The sequence below is a fragment of the Thiobacter subterraneus genome, from assembly GCF_055379455.1.
This window is the reverse complement of record NZ_AP042402.1, coordinates 1672800-1694696: the sequence shown is the minus strand read 5'-3', so window position 1 is coordinate 1694696 and position 21897 is coordinate 1672800. Positions and strand designations below refer to the sequence as shown.

21 protein-coding genes are annotated in these 21897 nt (G+C 67.4%); 14 read left to right on the top strand and 7 right to left on the bottom strand.

Translation table 11 applies throughout. The annotated features are described in order from the left end of the window. Positions 1–89 precede the first annotated feature (89 nt). Positions 90–848 carry a tetratricopeptide repeat protein gene (locus tag ACZ42P_RS08465; protein ID WP_464897116.1) on the top strand — a complete coding sequence of 253 codons (759 nt, stop codon included), beginning with the start codon at positions 90–92 and terminating at the stop codon, positions 846–848. 18 nt (positions 849–866) lie between these two features. Here the strand turns inward: ACZ42P_RS08465 and ACZ42P_RS08460 are convergent, their stop codons facing one another. Further along, on the bottom strand, positions 867–1850 hold the full coding sequence (locus tag ACZ42P_RS08460) for a 2Fe-2S iron-sulfur cluster-binding protein (protein WP_464897115.1): 984 nt from the start codon (positions 1848–1850) through the stop codon (positions 867–869). Between the two features lie 58 nt (positions 1851–1908). Continuing rightward, positions 1909–2538 carry a thioredoxin family protein gene (locus tag ACZ42P_RS08455; RefSeq protein WP_464897114.1) on the bottom strand — a complete coding sequence of 210 codons (630 nt, stop codon included), beginning with the start codon at positions 2536–2538 and terminating at the stop codon, positions 1909–1911. A 41-nt stretch (positions 2539–2579) separates the two neighbouring features. On the opposite strand from ACZ42P_RS08455, the gene ACZ42P_RS08450 reads away from it, so the two are divergent. Next, the gene (locus ACZ42P_RS08450; RefSeq protein ID WP_464897113.1) at positions 2580–4601 is read left to right on the top strand and encodes a putative bifunctional diguanylate cyclase/phosphodiesterase; all 2022 of its coding nucleotides are present in this window, start codon (positions 2580–2582) and stop codon (positions 4599–4601) included. 51 nt (positions 4602–4652) lie between these two features. On the opposite strand, the gene metH is transcribed toward ACZ42P_RS08450, so the two are convergent. Continuing rightward, a complete protein-coding gene (metH, locus tag ACZ42P_RS08445; RefSeq protein WP_464897112.1) occupies positions 4653–8333 on the bottom strand; it encodes a methionine synthase in 3681 nt (1226 codons plus the stop codon). A gap of 94 nt (positions 8334–8427) precedes the next feature. Between metH and ACZ42P_RS08440 the strand changes: the two genes are divergently transcribed. The 4 genes from ACZ42P_RS08440 to ACZ42P_RS08425 all read left to right on the top strand — a co-directional run bounded on the left by ACZ42P_RS08440 (position 8428) and on the right by ACZ42P_RS08425 (position 11303). Further along, positions 8428–8814 carry a rhodanese-like domain-containing protein gene (locus ACZ42P_RS08440; RefSeq protein ID WP_464897111.1) on the top strand — a complete coding sequence of 129 codons (387 nt, stop codon included), beginning with the start codon at positions 8428–8430 and terminating at the stop codon, positions 8812–8814. Beyond that, positions 8814–9263: a pyridoxamine 5'-phosphate oxidase family protein gene (locus ACZ42P_RS08435; protein ID WP_464897110.1), complete on the top strand. Its 450-nt coding sequence runs from the start codon at positions 8814–8816 to the stop codon at positions 9261–9263. Before ACZ42P_RS08440 ends, ACZ42P_RS08435 begins: the two co-directional genes overlap by 1 nt. Before the next feature lie 76 nt (positions 9264–9339). Then, entirely contained in the window at positions 9340–10257 is a 918-nt protein-coding gene (locus ACZ42P_RS08430; protein WP_464897109.1) for a dienelactone hydrolase family protein, read from the top strand. Positions 10258–10265: 8 nt separating this feature from the next. Further along, positions 10266–11303: an amidohydrolase family protein gene (locus ACZ42P_RS08425; protein ID WP_464897108.1), complete on the top strand. Its 1038-nt coding sequence runs from the start codon at positions 10266–10268 to the stop codon at positions 11301–11303. Here the strand turns inward: ACZ42P_RS08425 and ACZ42P_RS08420 are convergent. After that, positions 11300–12349 carry a VIT1/CCC1 transporter family protein gene (locus tag ACZ42P_RS08420; protein ID WP_464897107.1) on the bottom strand — a complete coding sequence of 350 codons (1050 nt, stop codon included), beginning with the start codon at positions 12347–12349 and terminating at the stop codon, positions 11300–11302. The genes ACZ42P_RS08425 and ACZ42P_RS08420 overlap by 4 nt on opposite strands. Before the next feature lie 70 nt (positions 12350–12419). Here ACZ42P_RS08420 and ACZ42P_RS08415 point away from each other — a divergent pair, with 70 nt between their 5' ends. The 5 genes from ACZ42P_RS08415 (at position 12420) to ACZ42P_RS08395 (ending at position 16408) form a co-directional block, all read left to right on the top strand. Beyond that, on the top strand, positions 12420–13430 hold the full coding sequence (locus ACZ42P_RS08415) for a GGDEF domain-containing protein (RefSeq protein ID WP_464897106.1): 1011 nt from the start codon (positions 12420–12422) through the stop codon (positions 13428–13430). Then, a complete protein-coding gene (locus ACZ42P_RS08410) occupies positions 13427–14464 on the top strand; it encodes an ATP-binding protein (RefSeq protein ID WP_464897105.1) in 1038 nt (345 codons plus the stop codon). Before ACZ42P_RS08415 ends, ACZ42P_RS08410 begins: the two co-directional genes overlap by 4 nt. A 33-nt stretch (positions 14465–14497) precedes the next feature. Next, entirely contained in the window at positions 14498–15364 is an 867-nt protein-coding gene (locus ACZ42P_RS08405) for an STAS domain-containing protein (RefSeq protein ID WP_464897104.1), read from the top strand. Continuing rightward, positions 15361–15699, top strand: coding sequence for a hypothetical protein (locus tag ACZ42P_RS08400; protein WP_464897103.1), 339 nt, complete (start codon positions 15361–15363; stop codon positions 15697–15699). The genes ACZ42P_RS08405 and ACZ42P_RS08400 overlap by 4 nt, the downstream gene beginning before the upstream one ends. A 142-nt stretch (positions 15700–15841) precedes the next feature. Further along, positions 15842–16408 (top strand): glutathione peroxidase, encoded by a 567-nt coding sequence (locus ACZ42P_RS08395; RefSeq protein WP_464897102.1) that lies wholly within the window; start codon positions 15842–15844, stop codon positions 16406–16408. A gap of 17 nt (positions 16409–16425) precedes the next feature. Here the strand turns inward: ACZ42P_RS08395 and ACZ42P_RS08390 are convergent, their stop codons facing one another. After that, the gene (locus ACZ42P_RS08390) at positions 16426–17922 is read right to left on the bottom strand and encodes a YifB family Mg chelatase-like AAA ATPase (RefSeq protein WP_464897101.1); all 1497 of its coding nucleotides are present in this window, start codon (positions 17920–17922) and stop codon (positions 16426–16428) included. 9 nt (positions 17923–17931) lie between these two features. Beyond that, positions 17932–18213: an accessory factor UbiK family protein gene (locus ACZ42P_RS08385; protein ID WP_464897100.1), complete on the bottom strand. Its 282-nt coding sequence runs from the start codon at positions 18211–18213 to the stop codon at positions 17932–17934. 239 nt (positions 18214–18452) lie between these two features. On the opposite strand from ACZ42P_RS08385, the gene ACZ42P_RS08380 reads away from it, so the two are divergent. From ACZ42P_RS08380 to ACZ42P_RS08370, 3 genes are read left to right on the top strand one after another with little or no spacing between them, the layout of a single operon-like run. Then, positions 18453–19268, top strand: coding sequence for a TorF family putative porin (locus ACZ42P_RS08380; RefSeq protein ID WP_464897099.1), 816 nt, complete (start codon positions 18453–18455; stop codon positions 19266–19268). A gap of 14 nt (positions 19269–19282) precedes the next feature. Further along, positions 19283–19621 (top strand): P-II family nitrogen regulator, encoded by a 339-nt coding sequence (gene glnK / locus ACZ42P_RS08375; protein ID WP_464897098.1) that lies wholly within the window; start codon positions 19283–19285, stop codon positions 19619–19621. Positions 19622–19632: 11 nt separating this feature from the next. Further along, positions 19633–21015 (top strand): ammonium transporter, encoded by a 1383-nt coding sequence (locus ACZ42P_RS08370; protein WP_464897097.1) that lies wholly within the window; start codon positions 19633–19635, stop codon positions 21013–21015. A gap of 65 nt (positions 21016–21080) precedes the next feature. On the opposite strand, the gene ACZ42P_RS08365 is transcribed toward ACZ42P_RS08370, so the two are convergent. Then, positions 21081–21851 (bottom strand): ketopantoate reductase family protein, encoded by a 771-nt coding sequence (locus ACZ42P_RS08365; protein WP_464897096.1) that lies wholly within the window; start codon positions 21849–21851, stop codon positions 21081–21083. Between the last annotated feature and the right edge of the window lie 46 nt (positions 21852–21897).

The window sequence follows — 21897 nt, the reverse complement described above, 5'->3', positions numbered from 1 at the left end:
GCTGCTCCTTAGATGGTATGCCGCCGGGAAAATTCAACCCCGGGTCGGTGGGCCCTCAATATTTTGCCGCGCCTGCCGTAAATGGGAACATGAAGAAAAATTCCCGCTCCGCCCAGGCCGTCCTGCGCGCCAACCAGCAAAACGCCCTGTCCGTTGCCGCCCTGGTGGACGAGGGCAACCGGCTCATGGAGGCCGGCCAGCACCATGCCGCCCAGGAAGCCTTCCAGTCCGCCGTGGACGTGCTCCTGGCCGCCCGCAGCCGGGACGACAAGCGGCTGGCCATCGCCCGCTACAACCTGGCGCGTGCCTTCGCCGCCCAGGGCAAAACGGAGCGCGCCATGTCCGAATACCGCGCGGCCCTGGCCCTGCGGCCGCGCTTCCCCGAGGCGCAGAACAACCTGGGCATGCTGCTCAACGACGCCGGCCGGTTCGAGGAGGCGGCCGAGCTGTTCCGCCGTGCCCTCGCGACGGATCCCCTGTTTGCCTCCGCCCATTACGGCCTGGGGGTTGCCCTGCAGAATCTGGGGCAGATCCAGGAAGCCGCCCTGTGCTACCAGCGGGCGATCACCCTCAAGCCGGATTTCTATGCCTCCTGGGTCAACCTGGGGCTCATCTGCTATGCGGTGGGCTCGCCCGATGTGGCGGTGCACTGCTTCAATGAGGCCATCGGCCTGTGCCCGGGCAATGCCGAGCTCTATTTCCAGCTGGGGCTGGCCTTCATGGCCCAGCAGCGGTTCGCCGATGCCGCCCGGGCCTTTTCCCGGGCGGTGGAACTGCAGCCGGATTACGCCCTGGCGCGGGATGCCCTGGAAGAAGCGCTCTACTTCAAGCTCACCGCCCAGTCCTGAAGCAGCGGGGCCAACGGCTCAGACCACCGCAGCCGCCAGCTGCGCCGGTGGCAGACCGTGTTCCATCAGGCGCGCACAGGCCCGCGAGGCGAAGCCCTGGGGGCCTGCCACGTAGGCCTGGAACGGGGCCAGGTCGGGGTGCTCGGCGAGGATGGCGTTCAGCACCTGATCCGGGTTGGGTTCCTGCAGGTTGTCGGCGGTCAGTTCCCGGTAGTGGAACTGGTCCAGGGCATCTTCCCAGGCGCGGCACCAGTTGGAGAGGTAGTGACCCCCCGGCACGGTGGCCAGCCAGTAGAGGTGGAGGGGGGCTTCCCATTCCAGGGAGGCGGCGTGCTCCAGTAGGCTCTTGATGGGCGCGAAGCCGCTGTTGCAGGCGATGAACAGCAGGGGGCGGCGGGCGTCCTGGCGCAGCACGAAATCCCCCACCGGCCCATAGACGGTCACGTTGTCGCCCACCTTCATGTCGCCGAACACCCGGGCGGCGAAGCGGTCGCCCGGGACGGCACGCACGTGGAACTGCAGGTTGCGGTCGTCGCAGGGACAGCTGGCGATGGCATATACCCCGGCATCCTCTCCCACCGTGAGGGCCACGCTTTGCCCGGCCAGGAAGCGCAGCCGCTGGCTGCGGGGCGTTTGCAGGTGCAAAAGCCGCACCTTGTCCGTGAGGGGGGTGATGGCTTTCACCCGGGCGACGATTTCCTGGAACTGGATCTCGGCGGCGCCGGTCGCCACCCCGGCTTCCAGGACCACGTCGCTGGCCGCCGTATGGGCACACATGAGCAGCCAGCCCTGGTTCTTTTCCGCTTCCGGGAACACGTAATCGTGATGGCGGACGCGTTCCACCTGTCCCGACACCAGGCGGGCACGGCACAGGCCGCAGTTGCCGCTGCTGCAGCCGTAATTGATGGCCACCCCGGCGCGCAGCGCCGCTTCCAGCAGGGTATCGTGGCCGGCCACTTCGAACACGTGGCCGCTGGGCAGTAACCGGACCTCAAAGGGCATGGGAAGCGAAGATTTTTCTGATGGTACGCCCCTGATGGTAGCCCAAAGCAGCCGGGGATCAGGGGCCGCCCGTCGCCTCCCGGGCGATCTCGCGCACCTCGGGATCCGGGTCGTCCACCAGGCGGGCGAGGGCCGCCCGGGCCTCGGGGCCGCCGATCAAAGACAGAAAATGGGCGATGTCGGCCCGGTCCCGGGGCTGGGCCCCGGGCAGGGCGGCCACCAGGGGGGCGACCATGGCCCGGGTGAAGTCCGTGCCCTGGAATTCTTCCAGCACCGCGCCAATGCCCAGGCGGACGGCCATGGCGGCTTCCGGGTCGGTCACCAGGGCGGCGAGCAGGGCGGCGCGGGCGGGCTCCTCGCGGATGCTGGCTTCCACCTTGTCCCGGCGGCCGGTTTTGAGCATTTCCACGAAATAGCGGCGCAGTCCCCCGGGATCGGCGGCTTCGCGCGCCCAGCGCCGGAGTTCGTCCGGTGTCAGCTGTCCCTCGAAACGGAACGGCCCCAGTTTCAGCCAGGGCACGCTGCGCACGCCCAGGGCCTGGGCCCGTTCCGGCTGGCCGGCGGCATCCACCACTTCCAGCGTGCCGATCAGGCCCTCCTCCCGCAGCTTCTCCAGGGCGCGCTTCACGCCGGGACAATGGGGACAGCCGGGGAGGGTGACGAGCAGCGCACGGGGAAGGGATGACATGCTGACCTCAAGTCAAGATTGGCCCTGCCGTAAACAGGGCCATGGTCCGGGACACAGACAGGGGGACGGCCCCCCATGGCGGGGATGACCCCAGGCAGGGCATCGGCAGCCGTATTGTAGCCGGCTTTGTCGTCGTGCTTTGCCTGCTGGGGGCCCTCACTTGGCTTGCCCTCCGGGGGATGCAGGAGGCGAATGACCGGCTGGCGCGCATCGCCAACAACCACAACGTCAAGACCGAGCTCGCCACCACCATGCACAATGCCCTGCGCGAGCGGGCGCTGGCCATGCACGCCATCCCCATCATCTCCGATACTTTCGACAAGGATGCCCTGGCCCAGTATTTCCACGCCCAGGGGGTCATTTACATGAACGCGCGGGCGAAACTCGAGGCCATGCCCCTGAGTCCGGCCGAGCAGCTCATTCTCGCCCGTATCCGGGAACTGACCCGCGAAGCCCAGCCGGAGGTGGAGAAAGTGGTGGACATGGGCATCTTCATGAATGATCCGGAGGCGGTGTTCGAACAGATCCGGAATGTGGCCATGCCGCGCCAGCGGGCCATTGCGCGGGAGGTCAATGCGCTCATTCAACTGCAGCGGGAACAGACCGCGCTCGCACTGCGCGAGGCCCAGGCCTCCTACGCCTCGGTGCGCAACATGCTCCTGGCGCTGGGGACGGCGGCGGTGCTGCTGGGCCTTGCCATTGCCGCCTTGGTCAGCCGCCGGGTCGCGCGCCAGGCGGGCCTTCTGGCGCGCCAGGCGCTCTACGATCCCCTCACGGGGCTTGCCAACCGCTGTCTGCTGCAGAACCGTCTGCAAACGGAAATCGCCCACGCGCACCGCCATGGCTTTTCCTTTGGCGTCGTGCTGCTGGATCTGGACCGCTTCAAGGAGGTGAACGACACCCTCAGGCATGAGGTGGGGGACGAACTGCTGCGGGAGGTGGCGCGCCGGCTGGCCGAGACAGTGCGCGGCGAAGACACGGTGGCCCGGCTCGGCGGGGACGAGTACGTGCTCCTCCTGCACGGGCTCACGGAGAAGAGTGCGGCCACCGTGGCGAAAAAGATCCTGGCCGCGCTGGATGCGCCCTTCCTGTGGCAGGGCAACCGCATCGACCTGGGGGCGAGCCTGGGCATCGCCCTCTATCCCGACCATGGCGAGGATGCCAGCAGCCTGATCCGCTGTGCCGACATTGCCATGTACGCGGCCAAGCGCTCGGGCCGGGGCTGGACCCTGTTTGCGCCCGACCAGTCGCGCATGACCCGGGGGGATCTCTCCTTCAAGGGCGAACTGCGCGAGGCCCTGCGCAACGACGAGCTGGTGCTGCATTACCAGCCCAAGATCGAGCACCGCACCGGGCGTGTGGTGGGCCTCGAGGCCCTGGTGCGCTGGAACCACCGAACGAAGGGCTTTCTGGGCCCGGACCAGTTCGTGCCCCTGGCCGAGCAGGCGGGCCTCATCGGCGCCCTCACCGAATGGGTGCTGGAGCAGGCGCTGCGCGACCTGGCCCGGCTGCACCGTCAGGGCCACCGGCTGCACGTGGCGGTCAACCTGTCCGCCCGCAGTCTGCACGACCTGGGGTTGCCGGCAGCCATCGAGGCTTTGCTTGCCCGTACCGGCATGGCGCCGGAACACCTGATGCTGGAAATCACGGAAAGTGCGGTCATGGCCAGCCCCGCCGACAGTCTCGCCATCCTCACGGAACTGGACCGCATGGGCGTGGAGCTGGCCATCGACGACTTCGGCACCGGCTACTCGTCCCTGGCCTATCTCAAGCGTCTGCCGGTGGACGAACTCAAGATCGACAAGTCCTTCGTGCTGGACATGGAGAACAACGAAAGCGATGCCGTGATCGTGCGCTCCACCATAGACCTCGCCCACAACCTGGGGCTCACGGTGACCGCGGAAGGCGTGGAAAACGCCCGGGTGTGGGAGCTGCTGGGCCGGCTCGGCTGTGACCGTTCCCAGGGTTATTACATGGCGCGCCCCATGCCCCTCGAGGCGCTAAACCACTGGCTGGGTACGTCCCCCTGGGCCGGCGCGACCTCGGCGGTCGCGCCGGGGTAGGCCGCGTGGGTAACACGCCTGGGTGCCGGGGAGCAGCCGGCGGCTGCGCGCCTAGAGCAGGGGCGCGAGCCAGCGCTGCGCGGTTTCCATGTCCCAGCCCTTGCGCCGGGCGTAATCTTCCAGCTGGTCGCGGCCGATCTTGCCCACGGCGAAATAGTGTGCCCGGGGGTGGGAGAAATAGAAACCGGAGACGGCCGCGGCGGGCCACATGGCATAGCTTTCCGTGAGGGTGACCCCCGCGTTCTCCGGTGCGTGCAGCAGCTCAAACAGCGGGCCCTTTTCCGTGTGGTCGGGGCAGGCGGGATAGCCCGGCGCGGGGCGGATGCCCCGGTATTTCTCGGCGATGAGTTCCTCGTTGGAAAGGGCTTCGTCCGGCGCATACGCCCAGAATTCCCGGCGCACCCGCGCGTGCATCAGTTCGGCGAAGGCTTCCGCCAGCCGGTCCGCCAGGGCCTTGAGCATGATGGCCTGGTAGTCGTCGTGGCGTGCCTCGAACTCGGCCAGTTTCCTTTCGATGCCGATGCCGGCGGTGACCACGAAGGCGCCGATGTAGTCGCGCACCCCCGTGGCCTTGGGCGCGATGAAATCCGCCAGCGCGTAGTGATGCCGGTCCGAGGGCTTCTCCTGCTGCTGGCGCAGCGTGTGATACACCATGGCGACTTGGGTGCGGGTCTCGTCGGTGTAGATCTCGATGTCGTCACCCACGGCATTGGCGGGGAAGAGACCGATCACCGCGTTGGCGGTGAGCCACTTCTCGCGGATGATGCCGGCGAGCATGCCCTGGGCATCCTGATAGACCTTGCGCGCTTCCGCCCCCACCACCTCGTCATCGAGGATCCCGGGAAAGCGGCCGTGCAGGTCCCAGGTCTGGAAAAAGGGCGTCCAGTCGATGTAGCGCGCGATTTCCTCCAGGGGATAGTCGCGGAACGTCTGCACCCCCAGCCGGCGTGGCACGGGCGGCGTGTAGTGCGCCCAGTCCGTGGGAAAGGCATTGGCCCGCGCGGCCTCCAGGGGAATGAGGCGGGCGCGCTCACCCTTGGCGAGGTGCCGCGCCCGCACCTGGTCGTAGTCGGCACGCACCTTGGCGATGTACTCGGCACGCTGGTCGTCCGACAGCAGGCTGGTGCAGACCCCCACGGAACGGGAGGCATCCTTCACGTACACCACCGGCCCGCTGTACTGGGGTGCAATCTTCACCGCCGTGTGGGCAAGGGAAGTGGTGGCGCCGCCGATGAGCAGGGGAACGGTGAAGCCCTGGCGCTCCATCTCCCTGGCGACGAAGGCCATTTCCTCCAGGGAGGGGGTGATCAGGCCGGACAGGCCGATGATGTCCGCATTCACTTCCCGGGCCGTGTCGAGGATCTTCGAGGCAGGGACCATCACCCCCAGGTCCACCACCTCGTAGTTGTTGCAGGCGAGCACCACCCCCACGATGTTCTTGCCAATGTCGTGGACGTCCCCCTTGACGGTGGCCAGCACGATCTTGCCCTTGGTGCGCGTGTCGCCGCTGGCGGCCTTTTCCGCCTCGATGTAGGGCACCAGGTGGGCCACGGCCTGTTTCATCACCCGCGCCGATTTCACCACCTGGGGCAGGAACATCTTGCCGGAACCGAACAGGTCGCCCACCACGTTCATGCCCGCCATCAGGGGGCCCTCGATGACCTGGATGGGCCGCTCGAATTTCTGCCGGGCTTCTTCCGTGTCCTCGATGATATAGGTGGTAATGCCCTTCACCAGGGCGTGGGTGAGGCGCTCCTCCACCGGCCACTGACGCCAGGCGAGATCTTCCACCTGTTCCCGGCTCTGGCCCTTGTAGCGTTCCGCGAATTCCACCAGCCGCTCGGTGGCGTCCGGGCGGCGGTTGAGCAGCACGTCCTCGACGCGCTCCCGCAGTTCCGGATCGATTTCCTCATAGACGCCGAGCTGGCCGGCATTGACGATGCCCATGTCCATGCCGGCGCGGATGGCGTGGTAGAGGAAGCAGGTATGGATGGCCTCGCGCACCGGCTCGTTGCCGCGGAAGGAGAAGGAGACGTTGGAGACGCCGCCGCTCACCTTGGCATAGGGCAGGTTCTGCTTGATCCAGCGGGTGGCCTCGATGAAATCCACGGCGTAGTTGTTGTGCGCCTCGATGCCGGTGGCCACCGCGAAGATGTTGGGATCGAAGATGATGTCCTCGGGGGGGAAGCCATCCTGGGTGAGCAGCCGGTAGGAACGGGCACAGATGTCGATCTTGCGCTGGAAGCTGTCCGCCTGACCCTGTTCGTCGAAGGCCATCACCACCACCGCCGCGCCATAGCGGCGGGCAAGCCGTGCCCGTTCCAGGAATTCCGCCTCGCCTTCCTTGAGGGAAATGGAATTGACGATACCCTTGCCCTGGATGCACTTGAGTCCCGCCTCGATCACGCTCCATTTGGAGGAGTCGATCATGACGGGCACCCGCGCGATATCCGGCTCCGAGGCCACCAGGTTGAGGAACTTCACCATGGCCGTCTCGGAATCCAGCATCGCCTCGTCCATGTTGACGTCGATGATCTGGGCGCCGTTTTCCACCTGCTGCCGCGCCACGTCCAGGGCCTTGTCGTATTCACCGTTGAGGATGAGGCGGGCGAACATGCGCGAGCCGGTGACGTTGGTGCGCTCGCCCACGTTCACGAACAGGGAACCCTCGCACACGTTGAGCGCCTCCAGTCCGGACAGACGCAGACAACGGGGGATTTCGGGGATGCGCCGCGGCGCCAGGTCCGCCACGGCTTCCGCCACGGCCCGGATGTGGGCGGGCGTGGTGCCGCAGCAGCCGCCCACGATGTTGAGGATGCCATCCCGGGCCCAGGCGCGGATTTCCGCCGCCAGGTGCTCCGGCGTCTCGTCATAGCCGGTTTCCGAGAGGGGATTGGGCAGGCCGGCGTTGGGGTGGGCCGAGACATAGACATCCGCCTTGCGGGCGATCTCCTCCACGTAGGGGCGCAGCTTGTCCGCGCCCAGGGCACAGTTGAAGCCCACGGACAGGGGTTCGGCGTGGCGCAGGCTGTTCCAGAAGGCCTCTGCGGTCTGGCCGGTGAGGGTGCGTCCGGATTCGTCGGTGATGGTGCCGGAAATCATGATGGGCAGCCGGCGTCCGATGCGGTCGAAATATGCCTGCACCGCGAACACCGCCGCCTTGGCGTTGAGGGTGTCGAAAATGGTCTCGATCAGGATCAGGTCCACGCCGCCCTGGACCAGCCCGTCCACGGCCTCGCCATAGGCCGCCACCAGCTCGTCGAAGGTGACGTTGCGCAGGCCCGGATCGTTCACGTCGGGAGAAATGGTCGCGGTGCGGTTGGTGGGGCCCAGCACGCCGGCGACGAAACGGGGTTTGGCCGGATCCTTCGCCTCGTACTCGTCGGCCACCGCGCGCGCCAGGCGTGCCGCCGCCAGATTGATCTCGTGCACCAGCGATTCCATGCCGTAGTCGGCCATGGCGATGCGGGTGGCGTTGAAGGTGTTGGTCTCGATGATGTCCGCCCCCGCCTCCAGGTAGGCGGCGTGGATGCCCCGGATCACCTCGGGTTGGGTGAGCACCAGCAGATCGTTGTTGCCCTTGAGATCCTGGGGCCAGTCGGCAAAGCGGCTGCCCCGGTAGTCGGCCTCCGTGAGCCTGAAGGTCTGGATCATGGTGCCCATGGCACCATCCAGGACCAGGATGCGCTGGGCGAGAAGCTCCGGCAGGCGGGCGATGCGGTCGACGGACATAAAAAACGCTTGAAAAAAAAGCGTGTTATGGTAACACACCGGCCTTGCCGGCGGCGGTTTGGCCGGCTGGCCCGCCGCTGCCTATACTGGGTCCATGAAGCACCTGAAACCCCGGGAAGCCTACGAGTTCCTGCGCACCCATCCGGAGGCGGTGTTCATCGACGTGCGCAGCGAGTGGGAATACCTGTTCGTGGGGCACCCCAAGGGCGCGCTGCTCATCCCCTGGGTGGACGGGCCCAACTGGGAGCGCAACCCCGAGTTCGTCGCCCACGTCAAGCGGGCCACCTCGGTGGACCGGCCGGTGGTGCTCATCTGCCGCAGCGGCAACCGCTCCCGCGATGCGGGCAAGGCCCTGGAGGAAGCCGGGTTCACCAAGGTGTACAACGTGGAACACGGGTTCGAGGGCGACCTCAACGAGGAGCACCAGCGGGGCAGGCTCAACGGCTGGCGCTTCGAAGGCCTGCCCTGGGAGCAATGTTGATGGAGCCGCGCCAGCAGAAGTTCATCCTCGATGTGCTGCGCCGCCACCGCTACATGGCCCTGGCGACCATCCGGCCCGACGGTTTTCCCCAGGTCACCACTGTCGGCTACGCCAACGACGGCTTCGATCTCTACTTCTCCTGCGACCGTACCAGCCAGAAGGTGAAAAACATCCGCCGCTGCGACAAGGTCGCCGCCGCCATCAACCGGGAATACCGGGACTGGCGCAGGATCCGCGGCCTGAACCTGGGCGGCCATGCGCGCATCCTGCGGGGCGGCGAGCGGGAAGCCGCCTGGCACATCCTGGCCGCCAAGTTTCCGGACATGGGGGAGTTCCCGGCTTCGGACCCGGCCATCGCCTTCGTGCGGGTGCGGCCGACCGTGATCTCGCTGCTCGACTATTCGCAGGGCTTCGGTCACACTGAGCTGGTCAAACTGGGGCCCAGCTAGCCTCTTGCCGCCGCGGGCGGTGCGGGTACCGTAATGCCAACAACAATCGCGGTTGGCTCACAGGAGGGACACTGCCATGACAAGCGGCAAACCATTTCGCGCATTCCTTCTTGCCGTGTTTCTCGGGCTCGGTGCCCACGGGGCCGGTGCAGTCGACCCCTCCCCGTCGGCGCAGCGGGCCTTTGAACCGATCGACTTCGACAGTCTCGAAACCACTGGCGTGTTCTCCCCCAAGCCAGTGAAGATCAAAGGCTATCTGTTGAAGGCCTCCGGCGAGGGCAAAGCTCCCGGAGCCGTTCTCGCGCCCGCCTGTCAGGGCCTGCTGACGCCGGACGGCAGCCAGATCAATCCCAACTATCGAAAAATGGCCCACCACCTGAACGCGATGGGCATCACGGTGCTGCTGATCGATGGTTTCAACCCGCGCGGGTTCAAGGAAATCTGCAGTCAGTCCGGCAAGACCCGATCCATCGATAACGTGACCCGTTTGAAGGACGCATTCGGCGGCCTCGCCTACCTCCGCAGTCGCAGCGACGTGCTGGCCGACCGGATTTTCCTAGTGAGCTGGGGCGCAACGGGCAGCCTGCAGGCCATGAACCAGGCTTCGCCCTACCGCAAACTGGCAGGCACGGGCTTTGCCGGCGCCGTGATGTTCTACCCCGAGTGCGACAAGATGGACAACCGTTTCGCGCCCTATGCGCCGATCCAGGTATTCGTCGGCGAAAAGGACGAATGGAATCCGGCTTCCGCCTGCCTGCAGCTGGCCAAACGCCAGGAAGCCGGCAGCGCTTCCTTCGACATCAAGGTCTATCCCGACACCTACCACGCCTTCGACAAGCCGATGCCGCCGCGCCTCTATACGGGGAACCCAGGCCTGGGACCGGTCATGGTTGGCAGCAACCCGGCAGCGACGGCGGATGCCCTGAAGACCACCACGGCGTTTCTCGCGCGTGTGCTGGAAGCGTCTGGTCGCGGCCAGGCCGACGCGCAGTGACGTGTGAAATGGGCAAGGCGCTGGCGCTGACACGGACGGTGGCCGCGTCCCTGCTCTGGGGCAGCGTGTTCGCGGCACATGCGGAAGCGCCGCAGTACATCGACACCCAGGCGCAGTTCGACCCGGTGCACCGCAACTATGCCGGCACCCTGGAAACGATGCTGCACGAGATGGACCGGGTGGGCATCCGCCGCATGTTCATCGTCCCGCCGCCCATGCCCCACGGCGCGGCCCTGGCCTACGACGCGGAGGAGATTGCCCGCGCGATCAAGGACCACCCCACCCGCTTCAGCTTCCTCGCCGGCGGCGGCTCACTCAACGGCATGATCCAGAAATACGCCCCAGGCGAGGTCACCGACGAGGTGAAGACCGTCTTCCGCCGGCGCTGCGACGAGATCCTCGCGCTCGGCGCCCTCGGCTTCGGCGAAGTCACCGCGGAACATCTGGCGGTCGCAGTCGGCATGGGCGACATCCATGCAAGCGAATCCGCGCCGCCGGACCACCCGCTGCTCCTGCTGCTGGCGGACATCGCGGCGGAGAAGGACGTGCCGATCGATTTCCACTTCGACGTGATTCCGGCGGACATGCCCACGCCGCCCATGCTGCGGCGCAACAACCCGCCAGAGCTGAAAGAAAATCTGCAGGCCTTCGAGCGCCTGCTCGCCCACAACCGCAAGGCGCGCTTCAACTGGGCCCATGCCGGGCGCGACCCGCTGGGCCAGCGCACGCCGCTGCTCATGCGCCAGCTGCTGGAGCGCCACCCCAATCTCTATTCGGCGCTGCTGGTCGCCCAGCGCGGCCCGCGCCCGACGATTCCGCTGGACGAGGGTGGCCAACTGAAACCCCAGTGGCTCAAGCTGATCCAGGACTTTCCCGACCGCTTCACCATTCACAGCGACATGTTCTACACGCCCCGCTGGCCGCCGGAGCGGGGGCCGAAGGACTCGCACGAACTGGCGAGACAGCTGCTGGAGCAGCTGCCCCCCGATCTGGCAGCCAAGGTAGCCTACGGGAACGCCGTCCGCATCTATAAGCTTAAGGACTAGCCGAGCGTGACCCCTAGCGCTTTTCCGATGATGTAAGTACCCGCTCCGGCGGCACCGCCGATGGCCAGCATGCGCAGTCCCCCCAACCAGGCGTTGCGGCCCGTGAACAGGGAGAGGGTCGCGCCCACCCCGAACAGGGCGAGGGCGGTGAGAGCCACTGCCACCGGCAGGGCGCGCGCGGCGTCGAACAGCACGAAGGGCAGCAGGGGCAGGGCCGCCCCGGCAGAGAAGGAAAGAAAGGAAAACACCGCCGCGGCGAGGGGCGAACCCAGGTCGTCCGGGTCCAGGCCCAGCTCTTCCCGCGCCAGGGTGTCCAGGGCCCGGTCCGGATCGGCGATCAGCTTGTCGGCCAGGGCCTTCGCCTCGTCCTTGGCCATGCCCTTGTGTTCGAAGATGAGGGCCAGCTCCGCAGCTTCCTCTTGCGGATACTGTTCCAGCTCGGCGCGTTCCAGGCCGATCTGGTACTCGTACATCTCCCGCTGTGAGCGAACGCTCACATACTCGCCCGCGGCCATGGAAAAGGCGCCGGCCAGCAGGCCGGCGATGCCCGAGAGGACGATCATGCCGGCCTCCCCCGGGCTGTGGGAGACCGCCCCGGCCACCCCCAGGATCAGACTGGCATTGGATACCAGCCCGTCGTTGACGCCGAACACGGCCGCGCGCAGGTTGTTGCCGGCCCCCATGCCCTGGTGCCGCCGCCCCACCTGGGAGACATCGGTGGGCATGGCGTGGCCCACCGGCGCCTTGGTGTAGAGGGACATGCCGCGCACCTTCATGGCGGCGAGCACCGCGCGCAGGTAACGCGGGCCCAGCTTCTTCACCAGCCAGGCCACCAGCCGGGTGCGCAGGTCCGGCACGTAGCGCGCAGGCGGCGTGTGCCCGGATTTGCGCATCTCCCGCGCCCACAGCTCGGCCTGTTCGTCCGCCGCGCGGGCGAGCTCCAGGAACAAAATCTGGCGGGGCGTGCCGGACTCGGCATCGGACACCACCCGGTAGAGATAGGCGGAGCGCTTTTCTTCCCGCCAGCTTTCGAGTTCGTGTTCCATCGCGCCCCCTCTCCCTCCGGATTTCCGACAAGCGCCTCAAGATTTCCTCACGCGGCCCGATAACGTTGGCGTGCAAACCCCTGTCGTGCAAGGAATGGCCACCGAGCTGTTGCGGCAGAACCTGGCCATCGAGCCGGATCTGCAGAATTTTATCGGCTTCGTGCTGAGCGCGGTTTCCCGCCTCGGCGGCAATGCCTTTGCCGCCACGCCTGCGAGCATCGCGCTGGCCGAGCGGCTGCGCGCGGCGGGGGCGGGCACGGGCTATCCCCTCCCCGCCAGTCTGCGCCTGGACCAGGGCGAGCTCAAGGTGACCTGGAACGGCGCCGAGTCCCTGACCATCGCGCGCCTCAGTCAGGCGCCCAGCCCGGCGCTCATCTCGGAACTGCGCCAGTATTTCCAGCGTTCCACCGAGATCGAGGATCCCGCCCTCCTTTTGCGGCGCAATGCCGAGATGGCGCGCTTCCTGGAGGAATCCCGGGCGCGGGCGGAGCGGGAGCTCGCGCGCATGCAGGCGGCGCTGGAAAAACGCCAGGCGGAACTCGCGGATTCGCTGCGCCAGGCGGAGACCGATCCCCTCACCGGCCTCTACAACCGCCGCGCCTACGATGCGCGCATCGCCCAGGCCTTCATGCAAGCTGCCTCCAGTGGCCAGGCGATCACCCTGGTGCTGTGTGACCTGGACCACTTCAAGCAGATCAACGACGAACACGGCCACCAGTATGGCGACGCCTATCTGTGCAAGATGGCCCAGGCCATGCTGTCGGTGATTCGCAGTGACACCGACGCCGCCTTCCGCTTCGGCGGCGACGAGTTCGCCCTGCTCTACCGCTGCGGCAAGGCCATTGCCCTGCGTCGGGCCCACACCCTGCTCAGGGCCATGGACGGGCGCATCAGCGTGGGGCTGGCCGCCATTTCGGCGGACGAACCCTGCGCCGGTTCCCTCACGGATTTCATCGCCCGGGCCGACCGGGCGCTCTACGAGGCCAAGAACCGCGGGCGGGGCCGCATCGTCGCCGACACCTGTCTGCCGGACGGGCGCATCACCTTCAGCGAGTACACCCTCGAGGAGGCGGTCCCGTGACGGCACCGGCCCTGCTCGATTCCGGCGCCTGCCGGCTGCTCTTTTCCGACGCCATCGCCAGCGAGAGCGCCGGCATTCTGCTGCGCTCGCGCCTGCAGTCGGTGGCGCGCCGGCTGGGGTTTGCCGAGGCGCGCCGGGAGAACATGGTGCTGGTGGCGTCCGAGATGGTGACCAACCTGATCAAGCACGCCCACGGGCGCGGGGTGCTGCAGATCTGGCAGCAGCCGGGCAACGCGCTGGATCTGGTCTCCTTCGATTACGGTCCCGGCGTGGAGAATCCCGCCCTCGCCCAGCGGGACGGCTTCTCCACGGCCGGCACCCTGGGCAAGGGACTTGGCAGCATGCAGCGCCTGTCGGACCGCTTCGGCCTGTTTTCCCAGCGCCCCGCCGGCGGGGCGGAGCGCTGGCATGGCACCGCGGTGTGGTGCCGTTTCGAGCCCGAGCCCCGGCCGCCGGGCCGCTGCGAGGTGGGGCTGTTCGTGCGTTCCCTGGCGGACGACCGCCACAACGGTGACCACATCTATCTGCACGACGACGGCGAGCGCCTGCGCCTTTTGCATCTGGACGGGCTGGGGCATGGGGCGGAGGCGGCGCATGCCACGGCCCACCTGGCGCGCCACGTGGAAGAGGCGGACAGCCTCACCGGCCTCATGGAGCGGGTGGACCGCCAGCTGCGTGCCACCAGCCGTGGCGCGGTGGCCATCGCCTGGGAGCTCGTGCCGCGCAGGCGCCGGCTTACCCTGCTGGGGGTGGGTGACATGGCCGCCCACGTCTGCCGCGAGGGCGAGGTGCAGCACTATGCCTTCGCGCCGGGCGTGCTGGGACGGGAACACAAGACACCCCGGCCAATGGACCTCGCGCTGGAGGCCGGGGCGGTGCTGGTCTCCACCAGCGACGGCATCCGGCGCGGCTGGGACGAGAAAACCTTCCCTGGCCTGTGCCGCCAGCATCCCCAGCTGGTGGCCTACGTGCTGGGCAATTCCATGGCACGGCTCACCGACGACCAGTCGGTGTGCGTGCTGCGACTCAACTAGACGGACGCACCCGCATTCCATAGGAGACGGCAAATGGCCAAGAACCCGACCCAAGCCAAGCTCACCCTGATCGAGCAGCTCAAGCTGCAGGTGGGCCACATATCCAACCGCATCGAGGAACAGGGCAAGGCCGTATTCGGCGAGGCCAACGTCCTGTCCACCGACGAGATCACGGATCTCAGCGTGCAGTTTCTGGAACTGATGGTCACGCTGCTGGACACGGAGGATCCGCTGGATTCCCACCAGCCGGCGTTCCGGGCGCTCAAGACCTTCTTCGGCAACATCTCCCAGCAGATCGTGGCGCGGGGCGGACGCATGGAAGACTTCGTGCGCTACATGCAGTTCCTGCAGCGCTGCTTCATCGAATCCCTGGGCCGGGACGAGCAGGTGGCGCCGGAGGACATGCGCGCCATCCTGCTTCTGCTCTCCAGCGTGTTCAACGAACTGCTGCTGGCCGTGTTCCAGACCTATCTGGAAGAGAAGGAACGCACCATCGAGGCCCAGCAGCGGGAGCTGCGCGAGACTTCCACGCCCATCACGGAAATCTGGGATGGCGTGCTGACGCTGCCCATCATCGGCACCCTGGACTCCTCGCGCACCCTGCTCATCATGGAAGCACTCCTGAACCGCATCGCCCAGGAACGCGCAAGCGCGGTGGTGATGGACGTCACCGGCGTGCATACGGTGGACTCCCAGGTCTCCCACCACATGATCCAAATGGTGCGGGCCATCCAGCTCATGGGGGCCACTGCCATCCTCACCGGTATCCGCCCGGAGATCGCGCGCGCCATGACCAGCCTCAACATCGACCTGGGCAATGTCACCACCCGCGCCACCCTGTCCGACGGGTTGAAGGAAGCCTTCCGCCTGCTGGGCGTGCATGTGAGCCGCGCGGCATGAACGTGGGTGGCATCCATCTCACGCGCGTGGGCGGCGGCGCCATGCTGGCCGAACCCAGTCGCGCCCTGGATCTCTCGGACACCGGCCCGGTGCTGGAACGCCTCCTCGCCGAGCTGCAGGCCCACAAGGCCGAGCGCCTCTACTACGACCTGGCGGACGTGCCCGTGATCGACCGGCTGCACCACGCCTGGCTGGAGAGCCTGGCACGCGCCTGTCGCGCCATCAACGTGCGCATGATTTGCATCCACATGCAGCCCACCGCCGCCTTTGGCCTCGCCACCTTCCTCGAGGCCAAGCCCAGCTACGACACGGCCCTGGACATGGAAGCGCGCTGAAGCCGGTCGCCCCAGGGGGATGTGCTTTCTGGTGCACGGGGCGCAGGACGGGAAGCTTTGGCCCGGGAGCAGACGTGGTCAGGGGGTGGGGAGACCCCACCTGCGCACCGAGCGGGCGGTGTCCTGCCCGAGGGATCAAACCATGTTTCAATGGCTGTTGCGAACCATCCTGCTGGGAGCCGTCATGATCTGGCCATTTGGCTCGCACGCCGCCGACGGGTTGGGCGGCAGTGCCTACGACTACAGCTTCACCACCCTGATTGGCAACAGGCCCCTGCCCCTGGCGCAGTACCGGGGCAAGGTGCTGCTGGTGGTGAACACCGCCTCCGAGTGCGGCTTCACCCCGCAATACCGGGGGCTGGAAGCCCTCTACGAGAAATACCGCGCGCGCGGCCTGGTGGTGATCGGGGTGCCCAGCAACGACTTCGGGGGCCAGGAACCCGGCAGCAGCGAGACGATCGCCAACTTCTGCCAGGTGAACTACGGCGTGAGCTTCCCCATGGCGGCGAAGGTGCACGTCAGGGGCGAGCAGGCCCATCCCTTCTACCGTTGGGCGCGGGAACGCTTTGGGCTGGCCGGTGCGCCCAAGTGGAACTTCCACAAGTATCTGGTGGGGCCCGACGGCCGCCTGGTGGACTATTTCCATTCCACCACCGAGCCGGAGTCACCGCGCCTCATCAGGGCCATCGAGGCGCTCCTGCCGGGCTGATCCGGCGGAAGCCTCCCTCAGCCATCCATGCCACGCCGGTACTGGATGGCCTCGGCGATGTGGGGACCTTGCACCGTCGTGCTGCCTTCCAGGTCGGCGATGGTGCGGGCGAGGGCCAGGATGCGGTGATAGGCCCGGGCGGAGAGGGCGAGCCTGGCGATGGCCTGCCGCAAGAGGCCCTCGCCTGCGGCATCCGGCCGGCAGTGGGTGTCGATTTCGGCAGGGGTGAGCTCCCCATTGGGTTTGCCCTGGCGGGCCACCATAAGCTTCCGTGCCGCTTCCACCCGCGCGCGCATGGTCGCTGACGGTTCGCCCGTGGGCGCAGCGGTCAGGTCGGCCTCCGGCAGGGCCGGCACCTCGATCTTGATGTCGATGCGGTCCAGCAGCGGCCCCGAGAGTCTGGCGCGGTAGCGTGCCACCTGGTCCGGCGTGCAGCGGCAGCGGCCCGAGGGGTGGCCCAGATAGCCGCAGGGGCAGGGATTCATCGCCGCCACGAGCTGGAAGCGCGCGGGAAACTCGGCCTGACGGGCCGCGCGCGAGATGTGGATGCGGCCGGATTCCAGCGGCTCGCGCAAGACCTCCAGCACGCGCCGGTCGAACTCCGGCAATTCGTCCAGGAACAGCACGCCGTGGTGGGCCAGGGAAATTTCCCCGGGACGGGGCTGGCTGCCTCCCCCCACCAGCGCCACCGCCGAGGCCGTGTGATGGGGCGAGCGGAACGGCCGTACCCGCCAGTTTTCCAGGCGGAATCCGCCGCTGCCGAGGGACTGGATGGCGGCGGATTCCAGCGCCTCCTCCTCGCTCATGGGCGGCAGGATGCCGGGCAGACGCGCCGCCAGCATGGACTTGCCGGTGCCCGGCGGACCACTCATCAGCACGCTGTGGGCGCCAGCCGCCGCCACTTCCAGCGCGCGCTTGGCGTGGGCCTGTCCCTTTACCTCGGCGAAATCCGGATAGGCGGGGACGGCCCGCGCCGGCTCACCCCGGTAGGGTGACAGCCGCTCGCCGCCGGCGAAGTGGTTGCAGACCTCCAGCAGGCTGCGGGCGGGATAGATTTGCGCGGTGCCGGCCAGCGCCGCTTCGGCGGCATTCTCCGCCGGCAGAACGAAGGCCCGTCCGCTTCGCCCCGCGCGCCAGGTCATGGCCAGCGCGCCGCGCACCGGGCGCAGGGCCCCGGTGAGGGCGAGCTCACCGGCGAACTCGAAACGCGGGAGTTCCTCTGCGGGAATCTGGCCGGAAGCGGCGAGGATCGCCAGGGCAATGGGCAGATCGAAGGCGCCGCCTTCCTTGGGCAGGTCGGCAGGCGCCAGATTCACCGTGATGCGCCGGGCGGGAAAGTCGAACCGCGCGGTCTGGATGGCCGCGCGGACCCGGTCGCGCGCTTCCTTCACCTCCGCTTCCGGCAGGCCGACGATGGTGAAGGCGGGCAGTCCATTGGCCAGATGCGCCTCCACTGTCACCAGCGGCGCCTCCACCCCGGAGAGCGCGCGGCTGAAGAGCACGGCCAGGCTCATGGAGGAGGGTCAGGCCTCGGGTGCGCGCGTCCCGTTCCCGGCCGCCTTGGCCGGGGTGGCAGCCGCGGCTTCCAGGGCCGCCACCTTCTTCTCCAGGGCGTCCAGCTTCTCCCGCGTGCGGACCAGCAGCGCCTGCTGCACGTCGAATTCCTCCCGCGTCACCAGATCGAGACGGGCAAAGAAACTCGTGAGCACGGCCCGCAGGTTTTTTTCCACATCCGCAGCCGGGGACTGGGAGAAGACTTCCCGAATCCGGCCCGACAGCTCGTCGAGGAACTTGGCGCTCAACATGATCACCTCCGAAAACGGCGAGTGTAGCAGAGGCGCCATGCCGCGCGCATGCCGGCCGCCGGGCTGCGCCGTCCTGGTGCATGGACGGTGAACGGTGCACCAGCTTGGTGAGGGTGGGGCCGGGGCGTCCCCGGATCAAATTTTTAGGGCCTTGATTGTCCGACGTTTTCGCGGTCTGGCACGGTGTGTGCTGAAGCAGGGACGCGGCTTTTCGCATTCACCCGACAAGGAGCCTGATCATGAACCCATCTCTGTTGCGGTTCGCCCCGCTTGCCGGACTGCTTGCCGCCCTGCCCCCCGCGGGTATGGCGCAGGAAAGTGCCTCAAGCCTCAGCGGCAACCTCACTCTCACCAGCGACTACGTCTTCCGCGGCGTATCCCAGACCCAGGGCAGGCCGGCCATCCAGGGCGGCATCGATTATGCCCACCCGAGCGGTTTCTACCTGGGCACCTGGGCTTCCAACGTGTCGTGGGTCTCGGTGCGCGCCTTCAAGGACAGCACCGGCACCGTGACGACAGGCGACCCCTTCAAGGAAAACAACAGCATGGAATGGGACTTCTACGGGGGCTACAAGGGCACCGTGGGGGATTTCGGCTATGACCTGGGCGTGATCACCTATTACTACCCCGGCGACAAGACCACCGCCAAATCGCCGGACACCACGGAAGTCTATGTCGGCGGCAGCTGGAAGTTCCTGAGCGTCAAATACAGCCATGTGGTTTCCGAGAACTTCATCGGCTGGTACGACGCCACCAACAACCGCAACACCCGGGGCAGCCACTACCTGGAACTCAACGCCAGCTACGACCTGGGCAACGGCTGGGGCGTCCTGGGCCACGTGGGGCACCAGACGGTCAAGAACCTCGGCGATGCCAGCTACACGGACTGGAAGCTGGGCGTGAGCAAGGATGTGGGCTTCGGCGTAATCACCCTGGCCTACACCGACACCAACGCCAAGGACTGGGTCTATGACTGGTCCACCTCGGCCAGCGGTAACGACTTCAAGAAAGTGGCGAATGGCCGTGCCTTCGTCTCTTTCACGAAATCCTTCTGAAGGAGAACCCAGCCATGAAATTCGTGACGGCCATCATCAAGCCGTTCAAGCTCGACGAGGTGCGTGAGGCCCTGTCCGCCATCGGCGTGCAGGGGGTCACCGTCACCGAGGTCAAGGGCTTCGGCCGGCAGAAGGGACACACGGAGCTCTACCGCGGCGCCGAATACGTGGTGGACTTCCTGCCCAAGGTGAAGATCGAGGTCGCCATCCGCGCCGACATGCTCGATGCGGTGCTGGAGGCGATCCAGAAGGCCGCCCAGACGGGCAAGATCGGCGACGGCAAGATCTTCGTGTTCGATCTGGAACAGGCCATTCGCATCCGCACCGGTGAAACCGGGCCGGACGCATTGTGAGGGAGGACACCATGAAAAGATTCATCACGCTCTTCGCCCTCCTGGCCGGCGTGGTCCTGGCCATGCCGGGGCTTGCCGGGGACGCGCCGGCCCCTGCCCCTGCGGCCGAGGCGCCGGCCGCTGCGCCGGTGCCCGCCGCGGAAACGCCGGCTGCCGCACCCGCGGCCGAAGCCGTCGCACCGGCTCCGGTCGCGAAGAAGCTCGACACTGGCAACACGGCGTGGATGCTCATCTCCACCGCCCTGGTGCTGTTCATGACCATCCCCGGTCTGGCGCTGTTCTACGGCGGCATGGTGCGCAAAAAGAACGTGCTGGCCACGATGATGCAGAGCTTCGCCATCACGGCGCTGATCAGCATCATCTGGATGGTTGCCGGCTACAGCGTCGCCTTCCAGGAAGGCAACCCCTTCGTCGGCGGTTTCGGCCGCCTGTTCCTGAACGGCATGGGGCTCGATGCCCTGTCCGGGGCGGACGGCGCCAACATCCCCGAGTCGGTGTTCATGACCTTCCAGATGACCTTTGCCATCATCACGCCGGCACTCATCGCGGGTGCCTTTGCCGAGCGCATGAAGTTTTCCGCCATGCTCTGGTTCACGGGCCTGTGGTCGCTGCTGGTCTATGCACCCGTCGCCCACTGGGTGTGGGGGCCGGGCGGCTGGCTGGGTGGCCTGGGGGTATTGGACTATGCCGGCGGCACCGTGGTGCACATCAATGCCGGCGTGGCGGGCCTGGTGGCCGCCCTGATGCTGGGCAAGCGCATCGGCTATGGCAGGGAGGCCATGCCACCCCACAATCTGACCCTTACCATCACCGGCGCGGCCATGCTGTGGGTGGGCTGGTTCGGCTTCAACGCCGGCTCGGCGGTGGCGGCGGATGCGCGCGCCGGCATGGCCATGGCCGTGACCCAGATCGCGACGGCCGCGGCCGCCCTGGGCTGGATGTTCGCCGAGTGGGTCGCCAAGGGCAAACCCAGCGTGCTGGGGATTGCCTCGGGCGCGGTGGCGGGCCTGGTGGCCATCACGCCCGCTTCCGGTTTCGTGGCACCCATGGGGGCCCTGATCATCGGCATCGCGGCGGGGGTGGTGTGCTTCTGGAGCGCCACCAGTCTGAAGCGCATGCTGGGTTATGACGATTCCCTGGATGCTTTCGGCGTGCACGGCGTGGGCGGTATCCTCGGTGCCATCCTCACCGGCGTGTTTGCGGTGAAGGCAATCGGTGGTGTGGAGGGCAATGTGGTGACCCAGCTCATCGGGGTGGGCGTCACCGTGATCTACACCGCGGTCGTGAGCTGGGTGATCCTGAAGGTGATCGACCTGGCGATGGGCCTGCGCGTCGCGGAAGAAGAGGAACGCGAAGGACTGGACGTGGCCCTGCATGGGGAACGTGTGGAATAGGCTTTGCCTCTCCGAGGCCTGGGGCGCCCGCGGGCGCCTTTTTTATGGGGTGAGGCGCCGTCCGGTCAGGCGAACACGCCGGCGGCGATCTCGCGCAGTTTGGGCACGGCCAGCCCCGCGGCATCGGCGTGGGCAAGCAGGCGGCGGAGCCGGTCCGGCGCGCTGCGGCCGCGGCAGGCATGCTGGGGGTCCGCCTCGATGGCCTCCACCAGGCCCTGCATCAGGCGCGCCCGATCCAGGGGAGCGCCCATGAGGATTTGCTGCACCTCCAGCACCTCCTGCGCCACTTCCTCCGCGAGGGGCCGGTGCTGCGCCCACAGCTCACCCACGCTGCCTCCCGTGAGCAGCCCCGCGATGTTGGTGGTGAGGATGTAGAGATTCTTGCGCACGAGTTCGTAGTCCCGCTCCGCTTCGCCTGCCAGCACGCGTGCCGGCAGTCCGATGGCAGCGAGGGCACGCACCACGGCTTGCGCGGCGGGACCATGCACGGGGGTGGGCAGCAGCGGTTTGGCGTCGGTGCCCGCCTTCTTTTCGAACCAGACCGCCGCCACGGTGGGCCGGACGATGCCGTGGCTCTGCCAGTCGCGGGGCAGCAGTTCGTTCTGGATCAGCCCGACCCGTTCCCGCCACGGCCGGGGCAGGGCGGCAAGGACCGGGTGCAGGTCCGGTTCCGCCACGGCCACCAGCACCAGGGCCGGCTCGCCCATCCCGGCTGCCAAAGTGTCCATGTCGTCGCCACGGTTGACCGGAAAAACGGGATGACCGGCGCGCAGGAAGCCGCCGGCGAATACGCGGCCCAGCTGGCCCAGCCCGATGATGACGATGGGAGCGTGCATGGCGTGAGATCCCTTCAGAGCGAGCCCGCATTCTAGGCTAAAATCG

Bases quoted from the DNA above. Each gene is read 5' to 3' on its own strand.
- ACZ42P_RS08430 (WP_464897109.1), top strand. From the start codon at position 9,340: ATGACAAGCGGCAAACCATTTCGCGCATTCCTTCTTGCCGTGTTTCTC.
- ACZ42P_RS08455 (WP_464897114.1), bottom strand. From the start codon at position 2,538: ATGTCATCCCTTCCCCGTGCGCTGCTCGTCACCCTCCCCGGCTGTCCC.
- ACZ42P_RS08440 (WP_464897111.1), top strand. From the start codon at position 8,428: ATGAAGCACCTGAAACCCCGGGAAGCCTACGAGTTCCTGCGCACCCAT.
- ACZ42P_RS08365 (WP_464897096.1), bottom strand. From the start codon at position 21,851: ATGCACGCTCCCATCGTCATCATCGGGCTGGGCCAGCTGGGCCGCGTA.
- ACZ42P_RS08380 (WP_464897099.1), top strand. From the start codon at position 18,453: ATGAACCCATCTCTGTTGCGGTTCGCCCCGCTTGCCGGACTGCTTGCC.
- ACZ42P_RS08450 (WP_464897113.1), top strand. From the start codon at position 2,580: ATGGTCCGGGACACAGACAGGGGGACGGCCCCCCATGGCGGGGATGAC.
- ACZ42P_RS08405 (WP_464897104.1), top strand. From the start codon at position 14,498: ATGGCCAAGAACCCGACCCAAGCCAAGCTCACCCTGATCGAGCAGCTC.
- ACZ42P_RS08390 (WP_464897101.1), bottom strand. From the start codon at position 17,922: ATGAGCCTGGCCGTGCTCTTCAGCCGCGCGCTCTCCGGGGTGGAGGCG.
- glnK (WP_464897098.1), top strand. From the start codon at position 19,283: ATGAAATTCGTGACGGCCATCATCAAGCCGTTCAAGCTCGACGAGGTG.
- ACZ42P_RS08385 (WP_464897100.1), bottom strand. From the start codon at position 18,213: ATGTTGAGCGCCAAGTTCCTCGACGAGCTGTCGGGCCGGATTCGGGAA.
- ACZ42P_RS08395 (WP_464897102.1), top strand. From the start codon at position 15,842: ATGTTTCAATGGCTGTTGCGAACCATCCTGCTGGGAGCCGTCATGATC.
- metH (WP_464897112.1), bottom strand. From the start codon at position 8,333: ATGTCCGTCGACCGCATCGCCCGCCTGCCGGAGCTTCTCGCCCAGCGC.
- ACZ42P_RS08400 (WP_464897103.1), top strand. From the start codon at position 15,361: ATGAACGTGGGTGGCATCCATCTCACGCGCGTGGGCGGCGGCGCCATG.
- ACZ42P_RS08465 (WP_464897116.1), top strand. From the start codon at position 90: ATGAAGAAAAATTCCCGCTCCGCCCAGGCCGTCCTGCGCGCCAACCAG.
- ACZ42P_RS08425 (WP_464897108.1), top strand. From the start codon at position 10,266: ATGGGCAAGGCGCTGGCGCTGACACGGACGGTGGCCGCGTCCCTGCTC.
- ACZ42P_RS08420 (WP_464897107.1), bottom strand. From the start codon at position 12,349: ATGGAACACGAACTCGAAAGCTGGCGGGAAGAAAAGCGCTCCGCCTAT.
- ACZ42P_RS08460 (WP_464897115.1), bottom strand. From the start codon at position 1,850: ATGCCCTTTGAGGTCCGGTTACTGCCCAGCGGCCACGTGTTCGAAGTG.
- ACZ42P_RS08370 (WP_464897097.1), top strand. From the start codon at position 19,633: ATGAAAAGATTCATCACGCTCTTCGCCCTCCTGGCCGGCGTGGTCCTG.
- ACZ42P_RS08435 (WP_464897110.1), top strand. From the start codon at position 8,814: ATGGAGCCGCGCCAGCAGAAGTTCATCCTCGATGTGCTGCGCCGCCAC.